General features: G+C 57.7%; 13 protein-coding genes. 12 read left to right on the top strand and 1 reads right to left on the bottom strand.

Annotation, left to right across the window (positions count from 1 at the left end; all coding sequences use genetic code 11):
* Positions 1-114: 114 nt before the first annotated feature.
* The 5 genes from ACUN8H_RS08790 to ACUN8H_RS08770 all read left to right on the top strand — a co-directional run bounded on the left by ACUN8H_RS08790 (position 115) and on the right by ACUN8H_RS08770 (position 6,857).
* The gene (locus ACUN8H_RS08790) at positions 115-1,344 is read left to right on the top strand and encodes an aldose epimerase family protein (RefSeq protein WP_445531762.1); all 1,230 of its coding nucleotides are present in this window, start codon (positions 115-117) and stop codon (positions 1,342-1,344) included.
* A gap of 87 nt (positions 1,345-1,431) precedes the next feature.
* Positions 1,432-2,427 (top strand): arabinose ABC transporter substrate-binding protein, encoded by a 996-nt coding sequence (locus ACUN8H_RS08785; RefSeq protein ID WP_445531761.1) that lies wholly within the window; start codon positions 1,432-1,434, stop codon positions 2,425-2,427.
* A gap of 45 nt (positions 2,428-2,472) precedes the next feature.
* On the top strand, positions 2,473-3,966 hold the full coding sequence (araG, locus tag ACUN8H_RS08780) for an L-arabinose ABC transporter ATP-binding protein AraG (protein WP_445531760.1): 1,494 nt from the start codon (positions 2,473-2,475) through the stop codon (positions 3,964-3,966).
* A gap of 55 nt (positions 3,967-4,021) precedes the next feature.
* Entirely contained in the window at positions 4,022-5,038 is a 1,017-nt protein-coding gene (araH, locus tag ACUN8H_RS08775) for an L-arabinose ABC transporter permease AraH (protein ID WP_445531759.1), read from the top strand.
* Positions 5,039-5,111: 73 nt separating this feature from the next.
* Positions 5,112-6,857, top strand: coding sequence for an IlvD/Edd family dehydratase (locus tag ACUN8H_RS08770; RefSeq protein ID WP_445531758.1), 1,746 nt, complete (start codon positions 5,112-5,114; stop codon positions 6,855-6,857).
* Here the strand turns inward: ACUN8H_RS08770 and ACUN8H_RS08765 are convergent.
* Positions 6,854-8,083 carry an ROK family protein gene (locus ACUN8H_RS08765; protein ID WP_445531757.1) on the bottom strand — a complete coding sequence of 410 codons (1,230 nt, stop codon included), beginning with the start codon at positions 8,081-8,083 and terminating at the stop codon, positions 6,854-6,856. The genes ACUN8H_RS08770 and ACUN8H_RS08765 overlap by 4 nt on opposite strands.
* 161 nt (positions 8,084-8,244) lie before the next feature.
* Between ACUN8H_RS08765 and ACUN8H_RS08760 the strand changes: the two genes are divergently transcribed.
* The 7 genes from ACUN8H_RS08760 (at position 8,245) to ACUN8H_RS08730 (ending at position 16,202) form a co-directional block, all read left to right on the top strand.
* Positions 8,245-9,756: a sugar ABC transporter ATP-binding protein gene (locus ACUN8H_RS08760; RefSeq protein ID WP_445531756.1), complete on the top strand. Its 1,512-nt coding sequence runs from the start codon at positions 8,245-8,247 to the stop codon at positions 9,754-9,756.
* The gene (locus tag ACUN8H_RS08755) at positions 9,749-10,774 is read left to right on the top strand and encodes an ABC transporter permease (protein ID WP_445531755.1); all 1,026 of its coding nucleotides are present in this window, start codon (positions 9,749-9,751) and stop codon (positions 10,772-10,774) included. Before ACUN8H_RS08760 ends, ACUN8H_RS08755 begins: the two co-directional genes overlap by 8 nt.
* A gap of 75 nt (positions 10,775-10,849) precedes the next feature.
* Positions 10,850-11,815: an ABC transporter substrate-binding protein gene (locus tag ACUN8H_RS08750; RefSeq protein WP_445531754.1), complete on the top strand. Its 966-nt coding sequence runs from the start codon at positions 10,850-10,852 to the stop codon at positions 11,813-11,815.
* 112 nt (positions 11,816-11,927) lie between these two features.
* Positions 11,928-12,983, top strand: coding sequence for a sugar phosphate isomerase/epimerase family protein (locus ACUN8H_RS08745; RefSeq protein ID WP_445531753.1), 1,056 nt, complete (start codon positions 11,928-11,930; stop codon positions 12,981-12,983).
* Positions 12,984-13,024: 41 nt separating this feature from the next.
* The gene (locus ACUN8H_RS08740; protein ID WP_445531752.1) at positions 13,025-14,188 is read left to right on the top strand and encodes a Gfo/Idh/MocA family protein; all 1,164 of its coding nucleotides are present in this window, start codon (positions 13,025-13,027) and stop codon (positions 14,186-14,188) included.
* A 42-nt stretch (positions 14,189-14,230) separates the two neighbouring features.
* Positions 14,231-15,001: an SDR family NAD(P)-dependent oxidoreductase gene (locus ACUN8H_RS08735; protein ID WP_445531751.1), complete on the top strand. Its 771-nt coding sequence runs from the start codon at positions 14,231-14,233 to the stop codon at positions 14,999-15,001.
* A 76-nt stretch (positions 15,002-15,077) separates the two neighbouring features.
* On the top strand, positions 15,078-16,202 hold the full coding sequence (locus tag ACUN8H_RS08730) for a heparan-alpha-glucosaminide N-acetyltransferase domain-containing protein (protein ID WP_445531750.1): 1,125 nt from the start codon (positions 15,078-15,080) through the stop codon (positions 16,200-16,202).
* Positions 16,203-16,220: the final 18 nt, after the last annotated feature.

Below are 16,220 nucleotides of genomic sequence, written 5' to 3'. Positions count from 1 at the left end.
ATGTGGCATTTGTATATTGGTTGGTTATGCCGGAACTCTCTACTGTAGAGGGTGTATTAACGGTGACCATGCCGTGCTAACAACAACAAACAGTGATTAACAAGGAGGAAGATCATGCCTCTCATGTACAGCCAACGCTTGAAAAATAGTTCGACGCTGCTGCTCAGTGCCGTTGCCGCGATGCTGATATCAAACGTAGTGCAGGCGCAGAACAGCTCTGAAAGCAAACCGGCTAACGGCGGCGAAAGAGGTATGCAACCCGCTGTCTTTGGCCACCTACCCGATGGGCGCCAAGTCGATGTCTACCAGTTCACCAACGCTAATGGTATCGAGCTGCGGGTGATCAACTACGGCGGCATCATCGTGTCGCTGAAAACGCCCAACTTGGAGGGTGAGTTCGACGACATCGTCCTGGGCTTTGACTCCCTGGATAGCTACCTCTCCGAGGCATACCGCAACGCTAACCCCTACTTTGGTGCCATCATTGGCCGCTACGGTAATCGTATCGCGGGTGGCCAGTTCTCTCTCAACGGCGAGACCTACTCCCTAGCGACGAATGATGGCAGTAACCACCTTCACGGCGGCAATCAAGGTTTCGATAAGGTGCTGTGGCAGGCTGAACCGTTTGAGAATGAGGCAGGGTCGGGGCTGGTGTTGCGTTATACCAGCGAGGATGGCGAAGAGGGCTACCCCGGCCGGTTGGAGACGGAAGTCACCTATACGCTAACCGATAATGACGAGCTAAGGGTGGATTACCGTGCCGTGACGGACAAAGCAACGCCGGTCAATCTTACCCAGCACAGCTACTTCAATCTCAAGGGCGAGGGGAGCGACACCATTCTCGATCATCGCTTGATGATCAATGCGTCTGAATTGACCCCGGTCAATGACACCCTGATTCCTACCGGTGAAATCCGCTCGGTAGAAGGTACGCCGTTCGACTTTACCGAGGCAACGCCCATTGGTGAGCGGATCGAGCAGGATAACGAGCAACTCGCTGTTGGCGGTGGTTATGACCATAACTTCGTGCTTGATCGCGATAACGCTGCATCGGATGAACTGGTTCTGGCGGCCAAAGTATGGGAGCCGCAGAGTGGCCGGCTGGTGGAAGTCTCTACTACCGAGCCAGGCATCCAGTTCTATTCCGGCAACTTTCTTGACGGCAGCCTGACCGGTAAGCAGGGCCAGGCCTACGAGCAGCGCTCCGGTTTTGCATTAGAGACTCAGCACTACCCCGACTCCCCCAATCAGGATGCGTTTCCTAGCACGATCCTAGAACCAGGCGAGACCTATCGTTCCCGCACGGTATACCGCTTTGCCACACAGCAAGACGTTGATTCGTAATTTCGATACATCACTACGTTTACCCGCTGTCGTGCTTGGTAATGAAGTAGCAATAAAAACAACGCTCAACATCGCAGGAGTAGCACCATGAAATTGACGACCACCTTTACGCGTTTGGCTCTCGGTAGTGCCATTATGCTGGCCTCGTTAGGCTCAGTTCAGGCGCAAGAGGATGAGGTGAAGATCGGCTTTATCGTTAAAAAGCCGGAACAGGCATGGTTTATCAATGAACAGGAAGCAGCCACGGCAGCCGGTGAAGAGCTTGGCTTCGACGTGGTGCGCTTGAGCGGCGAAGACGGCCAGGAGGTGCTTACCGCTATTGATAACCTCTATGCCCAGGGGGCAGATGGCTTTGTGATCTGTCCGCCAGATGTACGCCTGGGGCCCGCGATCATGAACCGTGCTAACCAGTACGATATGAAAGTGGTCACCGTAGATGACCAGTTCGTTAACTCGAGTGGCGAACCGATGGAAGGCGTACCCCACCTGGGTATGTCCGGTTATAAGATTGGTCAGCAGGTAGGCGACGCGATTGCCGCGGAAATAGAAGCACGCGGCTGGGATCCTGAAGAGGTCGCCGCGCTACGCATCACCAATAACGAACTACCCACCGCCGTTGAGCGTACTGATGGTGCGACCGCTGCGCTCCTTGACGCTGGCTTCCCGGAAGGCAACATCTTCGATGCACCCCAGCAGAACAGTGATACCGCCAGCGCCTTTTCGGCGGCATCTCCGGTGCTCTCCCAACGTGGCGATTATGAGCATTGGGTGGTCTATGCCCTTAACGAGGAAAGTGTGTTGGGTGGTGTTCGTGCCACTGAGCAGTACGGCCTAGCGCCTGAAGACGTGATCGGTGTAGGTATCAACGGCTCCGGTGCTGCTTTTGCTGAGTTCTCACGCGATAACCCTACTGGCTTTCATGGCACTGTGGCAGTTAGCTCTACCATGCACGGCCGTCAGACCGCTGAAGATCTCTATCGCTGGATTAGCGAAGACAAACAACCGCCGGCCAATACCGAAACCTCAGGCGTGTTGATGACGCGTGAGAACTGGCAGGAAGTGCGCGAAGACCTGGGTCTATAAGAAAACGGTGTCTGTAACGATAAGTGACCGCGGGAGTCTTGAAGCATGTCTGATGCTTATCTACGTTTCGACGCGATTAGCGTCGTCTTCCCTGGCGTGCGGGCGCTGGATGGTGTGAGCTTCGCGGCTCACACCGGCCAAGTGCATGCGCTAATGGGCGAGAACGGCGCCGGTAAATCCACTCTGCTCAAGGTGTTGAGCGGCGTTAATCGCGTAGCGGAGGGCGCGCTGTGGATCAACGGCCAACGCCACGTGTTCAGTAATGCCCGTGAAGCACTGAGGGAAGGGATCGCCATCATCTACCAGGAGTTGACGCTCTCGCCCAATATGTCGGTGGCCGAGAACCTGCTGCTGGGCCAACTGCCTACGCGGCGAGGCTTTGTTAACCGTCGCCAGTTGCGCGAAAAAGCGCTGGCGATTCTGGCCGACCTTGGTGAGGGGAATATCCACCCCTCGACCAAGGTGCGCGATCTCTCGATCGGCCAACAGCAGATGATTGAGATTGGCCGCGCACTGCTGCGCGACGCCAAGATTATCGCCTTTGATGAACCTACCAGCAGCCTTTCCATTCAAGAGACTCGCCAGCTAAAGCGCATCGTTAAACGGCTGCGCGACGAGGGGCGAGTGGTGCTCTACGTGACCCACCGCATGGAGGAGGTGTTTGATATGTGCGATGCGGTCACTATCTTCCGTGACGGCCAGCATATTCGCACCCATGAAGATATGTCGGAACTAAACCACGACCTCTTGGTGAGTGAGATGGTGGGCCGGGATATCAACGATGTTTACGGCTATCGCCCTCGCGAACATGGCGACGTGATCTTGAACGTCGAGGGCATTCAGGGGCGCGGTCTCAAGGCACCTGTCAGTTTCTCCGTTAAGCGCGGTGAAGTGTTTGGGTTGTTTGGTTTAGTCGGCGCCGGACGCAGCGAGTTGCTGCGGCTGGTCTGCGGGGTCGAGTCCCCCAAGGCAGGCAGTGTGCAATTCAACGGCGAGGTGCGACGGTTTAAAAGCCCGCAGGATGCCATCCGCGCCGGTATTGCCATGTGCCCGGAGGATCGTAAGTCACAGGGTATCTTCCCGGTGGCCAGCGTCGCCGACAACCTCAATATCAGTTGTCGACGCTTTTTCAAACGCTGGGGTATGTTCCGCCACCCTGGCCGTGAACGGCGCAATGCCGAGACGTATATCCAGCAACTCAGCGTTAAAACGCCGGGGTCGAGAACGCCGATTGGCAAGCTCTCAGGGGGCAATCAGCAGAAGGTGATTCTGGCCCGCTGGCTGGCTGAAGAGATCGACCTGTTCGTGATGGACGAACCGACCAGAGGGATTGATGTCGGTGCGCGGCGGGATATTTACTCGCTGCTCTACGACCTGGCCGAACAAGGCAAAAGCGTGGTGGTGATCTCCAGCGATCTCGCGGAAGTCAGCTCCATTTGTGACCGCATCGCGGTGATGCGCGACGGGGAACTGGTGGACGTGGTGCCGCGGGAATCGGCCACCCCCGAACGCCTGCTGGGGTTGGCATTGCCAGCCTAAGTCAGTTTTTTTTCAGCACGCTCGCTCTTAAAAGAACAAGTTCAGGACAAACACCATGACAACCAATGATGTGACCCAAAGCGCTGGTCTTAAAGCGCCCGCTCGCCCGGCGGGGCGCCAAGGGCTTATCAAGCCGTTACGTACATTGCTCGATACCTCGGGAATGATTGCGATCTTTTTGTTGTTATTTATCGCTCTAGCGGTGCTCATCCCCGACTTCCTAACCGGCCGCAACATGGTCGGGCTGCTGCTGTCGGTAACGTTGATCGGCAGTTTAGCCGCCACCATGATGTTGGTATTGGCGCTGGGTGAGGTGGACCTTTCGGTGGCTTCCACGGTGGCCTTTGCAGGGGTGGTCGCAGCGACGGTGACCACCAGCACCGGTAGCGTTTTTATCGGCGTGATTGGGGGTATTGTCGCGGGTGGTGCGGTAGGCGCCTTTAACGGTCTAGTCATTGCCAAGTTCGGCATCAATTCGCTGATCGCAACGCTGGCGGCGATGGAGTTTGTGCGCGGGTTGGCTTACATCACCTCTGGCGGCGACGCCGTGATGATTACCGTGCCGGGTTTCTTTGACCTTGGCAGCGCCTCCTTTCTCGGTCTAACCCTGCCGGTATGGACCATGCTGGCCTGTTTTGTGATCTTTGGCGTGATACTCAATATGACGGCCTTCGGGCGCAATGTGCTGGCTACCGGCGGTAACTCAGAGGCCGCCGCCCTGGCGGGGGTTAACGTTCGCCGCCTCAAGATTATTGTCTTCGGTCTCCAGGGCGTGGTGGCTGGCGTAGTGGGGGTGCTGCTGGCTTCGCGCATGGGGCTGGGCGATCCCAATACCTCCATGGGCCTGGAACTAGCGGTGATCTCCGCCTGCGTACTCGGCGGCGTAGCGCTGTCGGGCGGCGTGGCGACAATTACCGGCGTGGTAGTTGGCGTGCTGATTATGGGCTGCGTACAAAACGCCATGGGCCTGCTTAACGTGCCCACCTTTTACCAATACCTAGTGCGCGGTGGAATCCTACTGCTGGCGGTGATGTTTGACCGCTGGAAACACACTCGCCGTCAACGGGCCTGACGCGTAAAGCTTTACTGCCTTTTTTGTCACTATTTATCGCCACACTTTTCCCGGTTTTTACGGAGAGTTCCCTATGTCCGATCGCAAGCAGCCCTTACGCTCTGCCCAGTGGTTTGGTACCGCCGACAAGAACGGCTTTATGTACCGCAGTTGGATGAAAAACCAGGGCATCCCTGACCATGAGTTTCAGGGCAAGCCAATTATCGGCATCTGCAATACCTGGTCGGAACTAACGCCTTGCAATGCGCACTTTCGCAAGCTGGCGGAGCACGTGAAGAAAGGCGTGCTGGAGGCGGGCGGTTATCCCGTGGAGTTCCCGGTGTTCTCCAACGGCGAGTCCAACCTGCGGCCCACGGCGATGTTCACCCGTAACCTGGCCAGCATGGATGTGGAGGAGGCGATTCGCGGCAACCCCATCGATGCGGTGGTGCTGCTGGTGGGCTGTGATAAAACCACCCCGGCGTTACTGATGGGCGCGGCGAGCTGCGATATTCCCACCATCGTGGTCACCGGCGGGCCGATGCTCAACGGCAAGCACAAGGGTAAGGACATTGGCTCCGGCACCGTGGTCTGGAAGCTCTCCGAGCAAGTCAAAGCCGGTGAGATATCGCTCCACGACTTTATGGCCGCGGAAGCCGGCATGTCCCGTTCGGCGGGTACCTGCAATACCATGGGCACCGCCTCCACCATGGCCTGCATGGCCGAATCGCTGGGTACCTCGCTGCCCCACAACGCGGCGATTCCGGCCGTCGATTCCCGCCGCTACGTGCTCGCCCATTTATCGGGTAACCGCATCGTCGAGATGGTCAACGAAGACTTGCGGCTCTCCAAAATCCTCACCAAGGAAGCGTTCGATAACGCCATCCGCACCAACGCGGCCATCGGCGGTTCTACCAACGCGGTGATTCATCTCAAGGCGATTGCTGGCCGTATTGGTGTCGATCTAACGTTGGATGACTGGAGCCGGGTGGGGCGCGGTACGCCCACGGTGGTTGATCTGCAACCCTCGGGGCGCTTTCTGATGGAGGAGTTCTACTACGCCGGTGGCCTGCCTGCGGTGCTTAGACGCCTGGGCGAGGCCGGCCGGCTGCCCTTCAAGGACGCGCTCACCGTCAACGGCAAAACGATCTGGGAGAATGTTCAAGACGCCCCACTCTATAACGACGAGGTCATCCGCCCACTGGATAACCCGCTTACCGCGGACGGCGGCATCTGCGTGGTGCGCGGCAACCTGGCCCCCAACGGTGCCGTGCTCAAGCCCTCGGCGGCCACCGCCGAGCTGATGCAGCACCGTGGTCGCGCGGTGGTATTCGAAGACTTCGACGACTACAAGGCACGCATCAACGACCCGGACCTGGACGTAGAAGCCAACGACATTCTGGTCATGAAACACTGCGGCCCCCGCGGTTATCACGGCATGGCTGAGGTGGGCAATATGGGTCTGCCGCCTAAGATCCTCGCCCAAGGTATCACCGACATGGTGCGTATTTCCGACGCGCGCATGAGCGGCACGGCGTATGGCACGGTGGTACTGCACGTAGCACCCGAAGCCGCCGCGGGCGGCCCGCTGGCCGCGGTACGCAACGGCGACTGGATCGAGCTTGACTGCGAAAGCGGCCGATTGCATCTGGAACTCAGCGATGAAGAGTTGGCCTCGCGGTTGGCCGAAAGTGATCCAACGGCCGCCTCGACGCTGATCGCCAGTCAGGGCGGCTACCGCCAGCTGTATATCGAGCGGGTGTTGCAAGCGGACGAAGGCTGTGACTTCGACTTCCTGGTGGGCTGTCGGGGGTCTGACGTACCGCGCCATTCGCATTAACTGACGGAGCTGGCCTGACTCTCTGATAGCGCCTGGGCATCGGTGGCGTATAGCGCCATGGCGATGCCGCCCATGCAGGTCATGTCGCGATCCCAGGCGCAGCTTTCGATACGGGTGGTACCTCTTAGCTCGGCCACCAGGGCATCATCGATGGCGTGATGCATGGCGGCCTGCATGGCGTCAAAACCACGCACGCCGGAACCGGTAATCAGCACCAGATCGGGGTTAAAGAGCGCCAGGATATTGGCGATGCCATAGCCCAACGCCCGGCCCGCTTCGGCGTAGATACGCTGCATCGCTGGGTCGCCGTTCAACGCCTGTTGGGTTAGCGCCTGCATCTGCTGTTCTGAAGGGTGAGCGCTGTCGCCACCGCTAGGTAATGTTATATGGTCGGCGGCGGCGCGATAGAGCGCATAGTCGCTGGCATAAGCTTCAATGCATCCCCGTTTTCCGCAGGCGCACAGGGCACCATCCGGGTGATATTTGCTATGGCCAAACTCCGCCGCTGAACCATTGGCGCCAAGGTAAGGCACGCCGTTAATCAATACTGACATACCGATGCCGTAGCCCAGCATAATGACCACCAAGTTGGGGCAGTCTGCGTAGGCGGGCTGTGCCGCAAGCACACTGGCAATGCAGTTGGCATCGTTTTCCAGCAGTACGCTGCAGTGAAACCGCTCGGCAAGACGTGCCGATATTGGCGCGTTGCGAAAGCTTAAAGCGGGTGACCAAATAATCGACCCGCTTTGCGAAGATACCACCCCCTGCACGGCCAAACAGATCCCCGCCAAACGTTGAAATCCATTTAGCTGGTGCGCGCAAACAGCGCTGATCTTCTCTTTCAGCAGCGTTTCCAGGTCGTCGGCGCTCAGCGTCAGGGTGGGCAGTGCGTGGTGCTCGCTATGGCGTACCTGGCCTGAAAAATCGCCCACCACCAGTTGGAGCTCGTTGATCGATAGCTTGATGCATACCACGCAGGCCGCTTGCGGGTTGAGCTCAACCAGCGTCTTGGGTCGCCCACGCCCAGAGGGGCGGTGTGCTTCGGGTGGGCGTTCATTGATCAGGCCCTGCTGAAGCAGCTCGGCGCTGATGGAGGTCACCGTGGCAGAGCTAATGCCATTCAGCGCACCCAGGTCAACACGTGCAACCGGCCCTTGGTCTCGCAGGGTACGGATAACCGCCAGCGTGTTGTCATAGCGGCTGGTATCAGTCGACGTAAGCGCCATAAAAATGCCGTTATTGTTTGAGGTGAAAAATTGCAAAATGCGACCTAAGTTGCATATGCATTTATTTATTTTAGCACCTAAAGTAAATAAAGCATCGCACGACAGCAAATAATGTGAGAAAGCCTTAACGCATAATAACAACAGTAACGATAGGTGGCTCCATGCTCTTATCAGCGCACAAACTCTGCCGCTCATTTGGCAATAACCAGGTCTTATTCGACGTTGATCTCGATCTGCAGGCGGGCGAAGTGCATGCCTTGCTGGGCGAGAACGGCGCGGGAAAATCGACGCTGGTCAAAATTCTGGCAGGTTACCTTAGCGCATCTTCTGGCGACGTATTGGTGGACGGCTGCCAACGACATTACCGCTCCAGCGGTGAGGCGGAAGATGACGGTGTGGTGATGATTCACCAGGAACTGGCACTGGCGGAACAGCTCAGCGTGGAAGAGAACATCTTCCTGGGCCGCGAACTGCGTCGAGGGCTGTTCCTAGACCGACGCGCCATGCGCGAACGTAGCCGAGCTGCGCTGGCGGAGCTTGAAACGCATGTCGAGCCACGCGCCCGCGTGAAAGATCTCAGCACTTCAGACCAGCAGATGGTGGAAATCGCCAAGGCGATCACCCGTGATGTACGCGTGCTGATCATGGACGAACCCACTGCCACCTTGACTGAAAACGAAGTAAAGGTGCTGTTTGCGCTGATCGACCGCCTGCGCCAGCGGGGCGTGGCCATTTTGTATATCTCCCACAAGTTGCGTGAAATCGAGCAAATCGCTGACCGTGTGACGGTTTTGCGTGACGGCCACTTGGTGGACAGCGGCCCCATGGCCGGGCGCAGCAAAGAGGAGTTGGCGCGGTTGATGGTGGGGCGTGAGATCACGGAAATGTATCCGCCGCGTACCCACCTTCCTGACGATGCGCCGGTGGTATTGGAAGTGCGCGATATGGTAGTGCCCGGTGCCGTTAAGCACGCCAGCTTTACCCTGCGCCGTGGCGAGGTGATGGGGTTTGGCGGCATTGTGGGGGCCGGACGCACCGCATTGATTGAAGCGGTGCTGGGTTTGCGACGCAAAAGCGCTGGGCAGGTGCTGCGCAACGGCCAGCCGGTGGTCATGCGCCACCTGCGCGATGCGGTGCACCAGCGCATCGCCTATCTCACCGAGGATCGCAAGGGCAAAGGCTTAGTGCTCAATATGGATCTGCGCTCCAACGTTACCTTGCTCAACCTGCGCGCTCATTGCCACCCGCTGATCGATCGTCGACGTGAAGAGCAAGCCTTTCAACAGGCGATTGAGCGCTTCGATATTCGACTGCGCACCGCTGCACGCACCGCCGCTGAGCTCTCCGGCGGCAACCAACAGAAGCTGCTGCTCGCCAAAGTGATGTCCATCGATCCCGAAATCGTGATTATCAATGAACCGACCCGGGGCATTGATGTAGGCACCAAGCACCAGATTTATCACTTTATCCGTGAGTTAACGGATTCAGGCTGCTCGGTGATTCTGATCTCGTCGGAGATGGGCGAGCTGATCGGGCTATCCCATCGCGTGGCGGTGATGTGTGCTGGCTTGCTGACTGGCGTAATTGAAGGCGAACAAATTAATGAAGAAGAAATTATGCAGTACGCATCCGGTATTAAAGGAGTAGGGGTCGATGAGCAGCGCCATGGCTAATAACAAAACGACTAATAAAGCAGCTAATAAAATGATTACTCAAAAAGGCTTCGCGATTGACCTGAAAACCTGGGGGCCGTTTGTGGCGCTGGTGGCTTTAGGGCTACTGGGCGTGCTGATTAACCCGGCGTTTCTGGGGCTGGATAACCTTTCGAACATGCTCACCCGCAGTGCCTTTATCGGCATTATCGCCATCGGCGCCACCTTCGTGATTACCGCCGGTGGGTTGGATCTTTCGGTGGGGGCCATGGCGGCCTTTATTGCCGGGGTGATGATTATTTTAATGAATAGCCTCATCGAGCAGTTCGGTGCGGGGTGGACCACTATACTGCTGGGTATTGGCGCTTCGTTGTTGCTGGGGATTTGCGCCGGCTTTATCAACGGCATCGTGACGACGAAAGGCAAGATCGAAGCGTTTATTGTCACTCTCGGTACCATGGGGATTTACCGTTCGCTGGTGACCTACCTTGCAGACGGCGGCACCCTTACCTTGGATTGGGCCGTGCGCGATATCTACCGCCCGGTCTACTACGGCAGCTTTTTGGGCATCACTATCCCCGTGTGGGTGTTTTTGGCAGTGGCCGTCATCGGTTACATCTTGCTCAACTACACCCGCTTTGGGCGCTACTGCTTTGCCATTGGCTCCAATGAAAAAGTCGCCGAATACAGTGCCATTCATGTGGATCGCGTGAAAACCCTGACCTACATGCTGCAAGGCGTGTGTGTGGCGCTGGCGACGATTATTTATGTGCCGCGTTTGGGCTCTGCCTCGGGGGCTACCGGGGTGTTATGGGAGCTTGAAGCGATTGCCGCGGTGATTATTGGCGGGACCATGTTGAAGGGTGGGCATGGGCGCATTTGGGGCACGGTGGTGGGCGCCATCATGCTCACTATGATTGGCAATATTCTCAATTTGACCGACGCCATTTCCAACTATCTCAACGGCACGGTGCAGGGGATCATCATCATTGTGGCGGTCTATCTGCAGCGTGCATCGTGGAGGAAAACAGGACCATAGACTCACTCGCTAACAGCGCAACATTAACGACAAGCAGCGAAACATAACAAGTACAAACACGAAAGGAGCATCACCATGCGAACCATCAAGACAGCAGTGAAGGCCTGCGTGACGACCGCAGCACTCACGTCAACAATTGCACTCTCCGGCACCGCGGTTGCCCAGGAGTATACCATCGGTGTTTCCATCCCTGCCGCCACGCATGGCTGGACAGGCGGCGTTAACTACCATGCCGAAGAGGCCAAGAAACGCCTTGAGGCACTCTACCCGGATATTGAAATCACCATCTCCACCGCAGGCACGGCCGGTGAGCAGGCCAATGACCTGGAAGATTTAGTCTCACTGCGCAACATCGATGCCTTAGTCGTGCTGCCGTTTGAGTCGGGCCCGCTGACCGATCCGGTGCGCCGGGTTAAAGACTCCGGCGTGTTCGTCACGGTGGTCGATCGCGGGCTAACGGAAGAGGGCATCGAAGACCTTTATGTCGCGGGCAATAACCACGAGCTAGGCCGTGTTTCCGGCGAGTACATACGTGAACAGTTAGATGGTGAAGGCGACATTGTGGTGTTGCGTGGTATTCCCACGGTGATTGACGACGAACGGGTGCAAGGTTTCCAAGAGGCGATCGAAGGTTCCAACGTTAATATTCTCGATATGCAGCACGCCAACTGGAATCGTGACGATGGCTTTGAAGTCATGCAGGACTACCTATCCCGCTTCGACAATATCGACGCCGTCTGGGCCCAGGATGACGATATCGCTCTAGGGGTCATCGAAGCGGTGCGCCAGGCGGATCGTGAAGACGAGCTGTTTATCGTCGGCGGCGCGGGCATGAAGGACATCATCAAGCGAGTCATGGACGGTGATGAGCTGGTGCCGGTGGATGTGCTCTATCCGCCCGCGATGATTGCCACCGCCATGGATCTGACCGTTCAGCACTTTGTCTCCAATGGCCCCGTGCTGGGCGAATACATTCTGGGTTCGCCGCTGATTACCCAGGAGAACGCCGAGCAGTACTACTTCCCCGATTCGCCTTTCTGATCGCGTGTTGATGGCTTATTGATTGAGTAGTCATTAATAGGCGCGGGTAACAAGCATCACTTCCTCCCGCGCCTACCCCAGCACTGAATCCAAACGATATTGAGAGAGTCCTATGAAAACCATCAAAGGGCCAGCGCTCTTTCTCGCCCAGTTCGCCGGTGACGAAGCCCCTTTTAATAGCCTCGACAGCATTGCCAGCTGGGCGGCGGGGCTGGGTTATCAGGGCGTACAGATTCCCAGTTGGGATGCCCGCCTGTTCGATTTAAAACGCGCCGCGGAGAGCCGCACTTACTGTGATGAAGTAATAGGCACTCTGGCCCAGCATGGCTTGGCGCTTACCGAACTCTCCACCCATCTACAGGGGCAGTTGGTGGCGGTGCATCCCGCTTATGATGAGATGTTCGATGGCTTTGCGGTGCCCGAAGTGCGTGGTAACCCTAAAGCGCGTCAGGCGTGGGCCGTCGAACAGCTAAAGCTGGCCGCCAAGGCATCGCAAAACCTCGGCCTCACCGACCATGGCACCTTTTCGGGCTCGCTGGCGTGGCCCTACGTCTACCCCTGGCCCCAGCGCCCGGCAGGATTGATCGAAACCGCGTTCGACGAGCTGGCAAAACGCTGGCGTCCGATCCTGGACGCCTTTGACGAGGCAGGGGTGAACCTCTGCTACGAGATCCATCCCGGCGAAGATCTCCACGACGGCATCACCTTTGAGATGTTCCTTGAGCGAGTTGGTAACCACCCGCGCTGCCACATTCTTTATGACCCCAGCCACCTGATTCTGCAACAGCTCGACTATCGTGGCTTTCTGGACGTCTATCGCGATCATATTCAGATGTTTCACGTTAAGGACGCCGAGTTTAACCCCAGCCCCAAACAGGGCGTCTACTCCGGCTATCAGTCGTGGACAGAGCGAGCGGGTCGTTTCCGCTCCCTGGGCGACGGCCAGATCGACTTCAAGGCGATCTTCTCGTGGATGGCGGCCAACGACTACCACGGCTGGGCGGTACTGGAGTGGGAGTGCTGCTTGAAGCACCCCGAAGTCGGCGCCCGCGAAGGCGCGACCTTTATTCGCGACCACATTATTGAGGTCACCGAGCGGGCGTTTGACGACTTTGCCAGCGGCGGGTCTGACGACGCTGCCAATCGCCGCATCCTCGGTCTTCGATAACGTGCCTTAATTAATTCAACGACAGCGGAGGGCAACAAGACATGAGCAATCAACACGACACGCCGCGTCGGCTGCGCCTGGGTATGGTGGGCGGCGGCCAGGGAGCGTTTATCGGCGGTGTGCACCGCATCGCCGCACGGTTGGATGACCATTACGAACTGGTTGCCGGGGCCTTTGCCTCTGACCCTGCGCGCAGCCGGGCCGCCGCCGAAGAACTGCACGTGGACGCCGAACGCGCCTACCCCGATTACCAAACCATGGCCGAAGCTGAGCGCAAGCGGCCGGATGGTATTGATGTGGTCGCCATTGTGACCCCCAACCATGTGCACTTCGACGTAGCGCGCACCTTTCTCGAAGCGGGCTTTCACGTGATCTGCGATAAGCCAATGACGATCACCCTGGACGAGGCGCAAACCCTCGCCGAGCTGGTGGAAAGCATGGGGCTATTCTTCGGCTTGACCCATAACTACTCCGGCTACTCGCTGGTTCGCCAGGCTAGAGAGATGATCGCCAACGGTGAGCTGGGCGAGCTGCGCGTGGTCCAGGTGGAGTACCCGCAAGACTGGCTCTCCACCCGCTTAGAAGAGAGCGGGGTGAAGCAGGCCGAGTGGCGCACCGACCCCAAACGCAGCGGCCCGGCAGGTTGTTTAGGCGATATCGGCACCCACGCCTACCACCTGGCGCGCTACGTTACCGGGTTGCAACTGGAATCCCTCGCCGCCGATATGCACACCTTTGTCGAAGGGCGAGCGTTGGATGACAACGTACATATGCTGCTGCGCTTCAAGGGCGGCGCGCGGGGCATGCTATGGTCGAGCCAGGTCGCACCGGGCAACGAAAACGGCCTGCAGCTACGCGTTTATGGAAGCCTTGGTGGCCTTGCCTGGCGCCAGGAAAATCCTAATCAGCTGGAGCATTCGCCGCTGGGTGAGCCCACGCGGCTATTGATCCGCAACGGCCCAGGCCTGGGGGATGCCGCCTTGTCAGCCGCGCGTATTCCACCAGGGCATCCTGAAGGCTATCTCGAAGCCTTTGCCCAGCTCTACCGTGATTTCGCTGTGCAAATTCATGCCCATCAACGCGGGGAAAGTACCCACGCATTGGCAATGCCAACACCCGGCGTCACCGATGGTGTCGATGGTTTGACGTTCATTACCCGTGCACTGGCCTCGTCCGCCGCCGGTGGGCAGTGGGTGGATATGTAGAAACGGTCTTCGGCAATAACAATAAATGGAAGAGAGACACCTATGAACCAACCTTCAGCGCGCTATGCGAGCCTTGAGCAGCGGGTGGTTTTTATTACCGGCGGTGGGAGTGGCATCGGAGCTTCGCTTACCCGCGCCTTTCATCATCAGGGTGCCCGGGTGGTGTTTGTCGATATTAACGATGAGGCCAGTGAGGCGCTGGTCGAAGAGCTCCGAGCCGAGACCGGCGAAGCGCCGAGCTTTCACCATTGTGATATTCGCGACGTGGCAAGCCTACAGCAGGTTATCGCCGAGACCGGCCAGCACCTCGGGCCAATCCATACCCTGATTAACAATGCCGCTAGTGATGATCGTCACGCTTGGCAGGATGTCGATGTTGCCTATTGGGATGAGCGTATGTCGCTCAATCTGCGGCCGATGTTCTTTGCCGCTCAAGCGGCCGCTGAACAGATGATGCAAGCCGGCGGTGGTTCGATCATCAACTTTGGCTCGGTTAGCGTGCAAATGGCGCTGGGCGGTTTGCCCGCTTATGTAACAGCCAAAGCGGCCGTACACGGTTTGACCCGCAGCTTGGCCCGGGAACTGGGCGAGCACAATATTCGCGTTAATACGCTGGTGCCTGGCGCAGTGATGACAGCGCGGCAGCTCGAAAAATGGATTAGCCCCGAAGATGAAGTGACTATTCAAGAGCGTCAGTGCCTAAAAATGCGCCTTGAGCCCCAACATATCGCCCCCGCCGTGCTGTTTTTAGCCAGTGCCGAAAGTCAGGCCATCACTGGTCAGGAGTTGGCGGTAGATGCGGGGTGGGGTTAGAGACGCTCTGCCGGCTATGGTGTAACGCCTCGTTTTGCGTAATGATTTGATCCTTGAACCCCACAAGGATGTCTCGATGCCGCTGAATTGGACGACGCTGAAATGGAATGAAAAGCCCCACCTGCCCAAAGCGGAAGGCCGTATAGAAGCGATTGATTTGGCGCGCGGGTTAGCCATTGGCTTGATGATCGTAAGCCACGCTGTCAGTGGCCTCGTCGGTATCCGCAATGTGCCTGATTGGGGAATGGTGCCCATTCATTTTCTGACCAAATTCTCCTCTTCGCTGTTCATTATGGTGTTTGGCATTGCCCTGGCAGTGGCGTTTCTTTCTCACACCCAGAGCGATGACTGGCCAAAACGTCGGCTCAAACTTTGGCTGCGCGCCGTGGAAGTGTGGTTCTGGTACAAGGCGCTGACTGTCTTTGAGATGCTTCCGTTTTATCCGCCCAGCGAGATCGTCGATGCGTTGCTGTATGGCCGCTTTGCGATTTGGGTCGAAATCTTAGGTTTCTACGCCATTGCGCTGCTCTGGGTGCCGTTGATACTGCCGCTCTGGGCGCGGGCACCGCTGTGGAGCCGACTCGCCACCATTGGCGCATTAGCCGCGCTGACTATTTGGCTGCAGCATCTTACCTTTGGTGGCAACGACATTCTCAAAGCGCTGCTGGTAGATCATGAAGACCACTACGCCTGGGGCCAGATCAGCCGTGCACCGATGATTCTAGTCGGGCTGCTTATCGGCGAAGCGCTACTCCGCTGCTATTTTGAACCGACCTCTCGGCGACGCTTGGTGCTGACGCTACTGGGCCTGGGGGCGCTAATGGTGGCGGGGTTTTATGCACTGGCGTTTGCCAGTGGCGATGTAAACGCGGCGATGGTGGCCGTCGCCAACAATGTCGGTAAACACCCGCCAGGGCTTGAGTTCATGCTGTTTAGCTTGGGCGGTGCGCTAGTACTGTTAGCCCTCGCGTTAGCCGGTGGCGCCAAAGCTGCCAAGGCACTTTTACCGCTGACGATGGTCGGTTCAGATGCCCTTAAAGCGTTTATTTTTCATATCGTGATGATCTTCTTGGTGCTGCGCTTTTTGTGGGAAGGCGAGGGAGTGTACAGCTATCCACAGGCACTGGGCGTAGGCGGGCTGTTGATACTGGGCGCCGCGGCGTGGATTTGGCTGACCCGCTGGATGGCGAATCACCGTTAACCGCGATTAATAATGGCT

Source organism: Vreelandella sp. V005, from assembly GCF_052645115.1.
The sequence above is the reverse complement of the archived record's forward strand: the minus strand, read 5'-3'. Positions and strand labels throughout refer to the sequence as shown.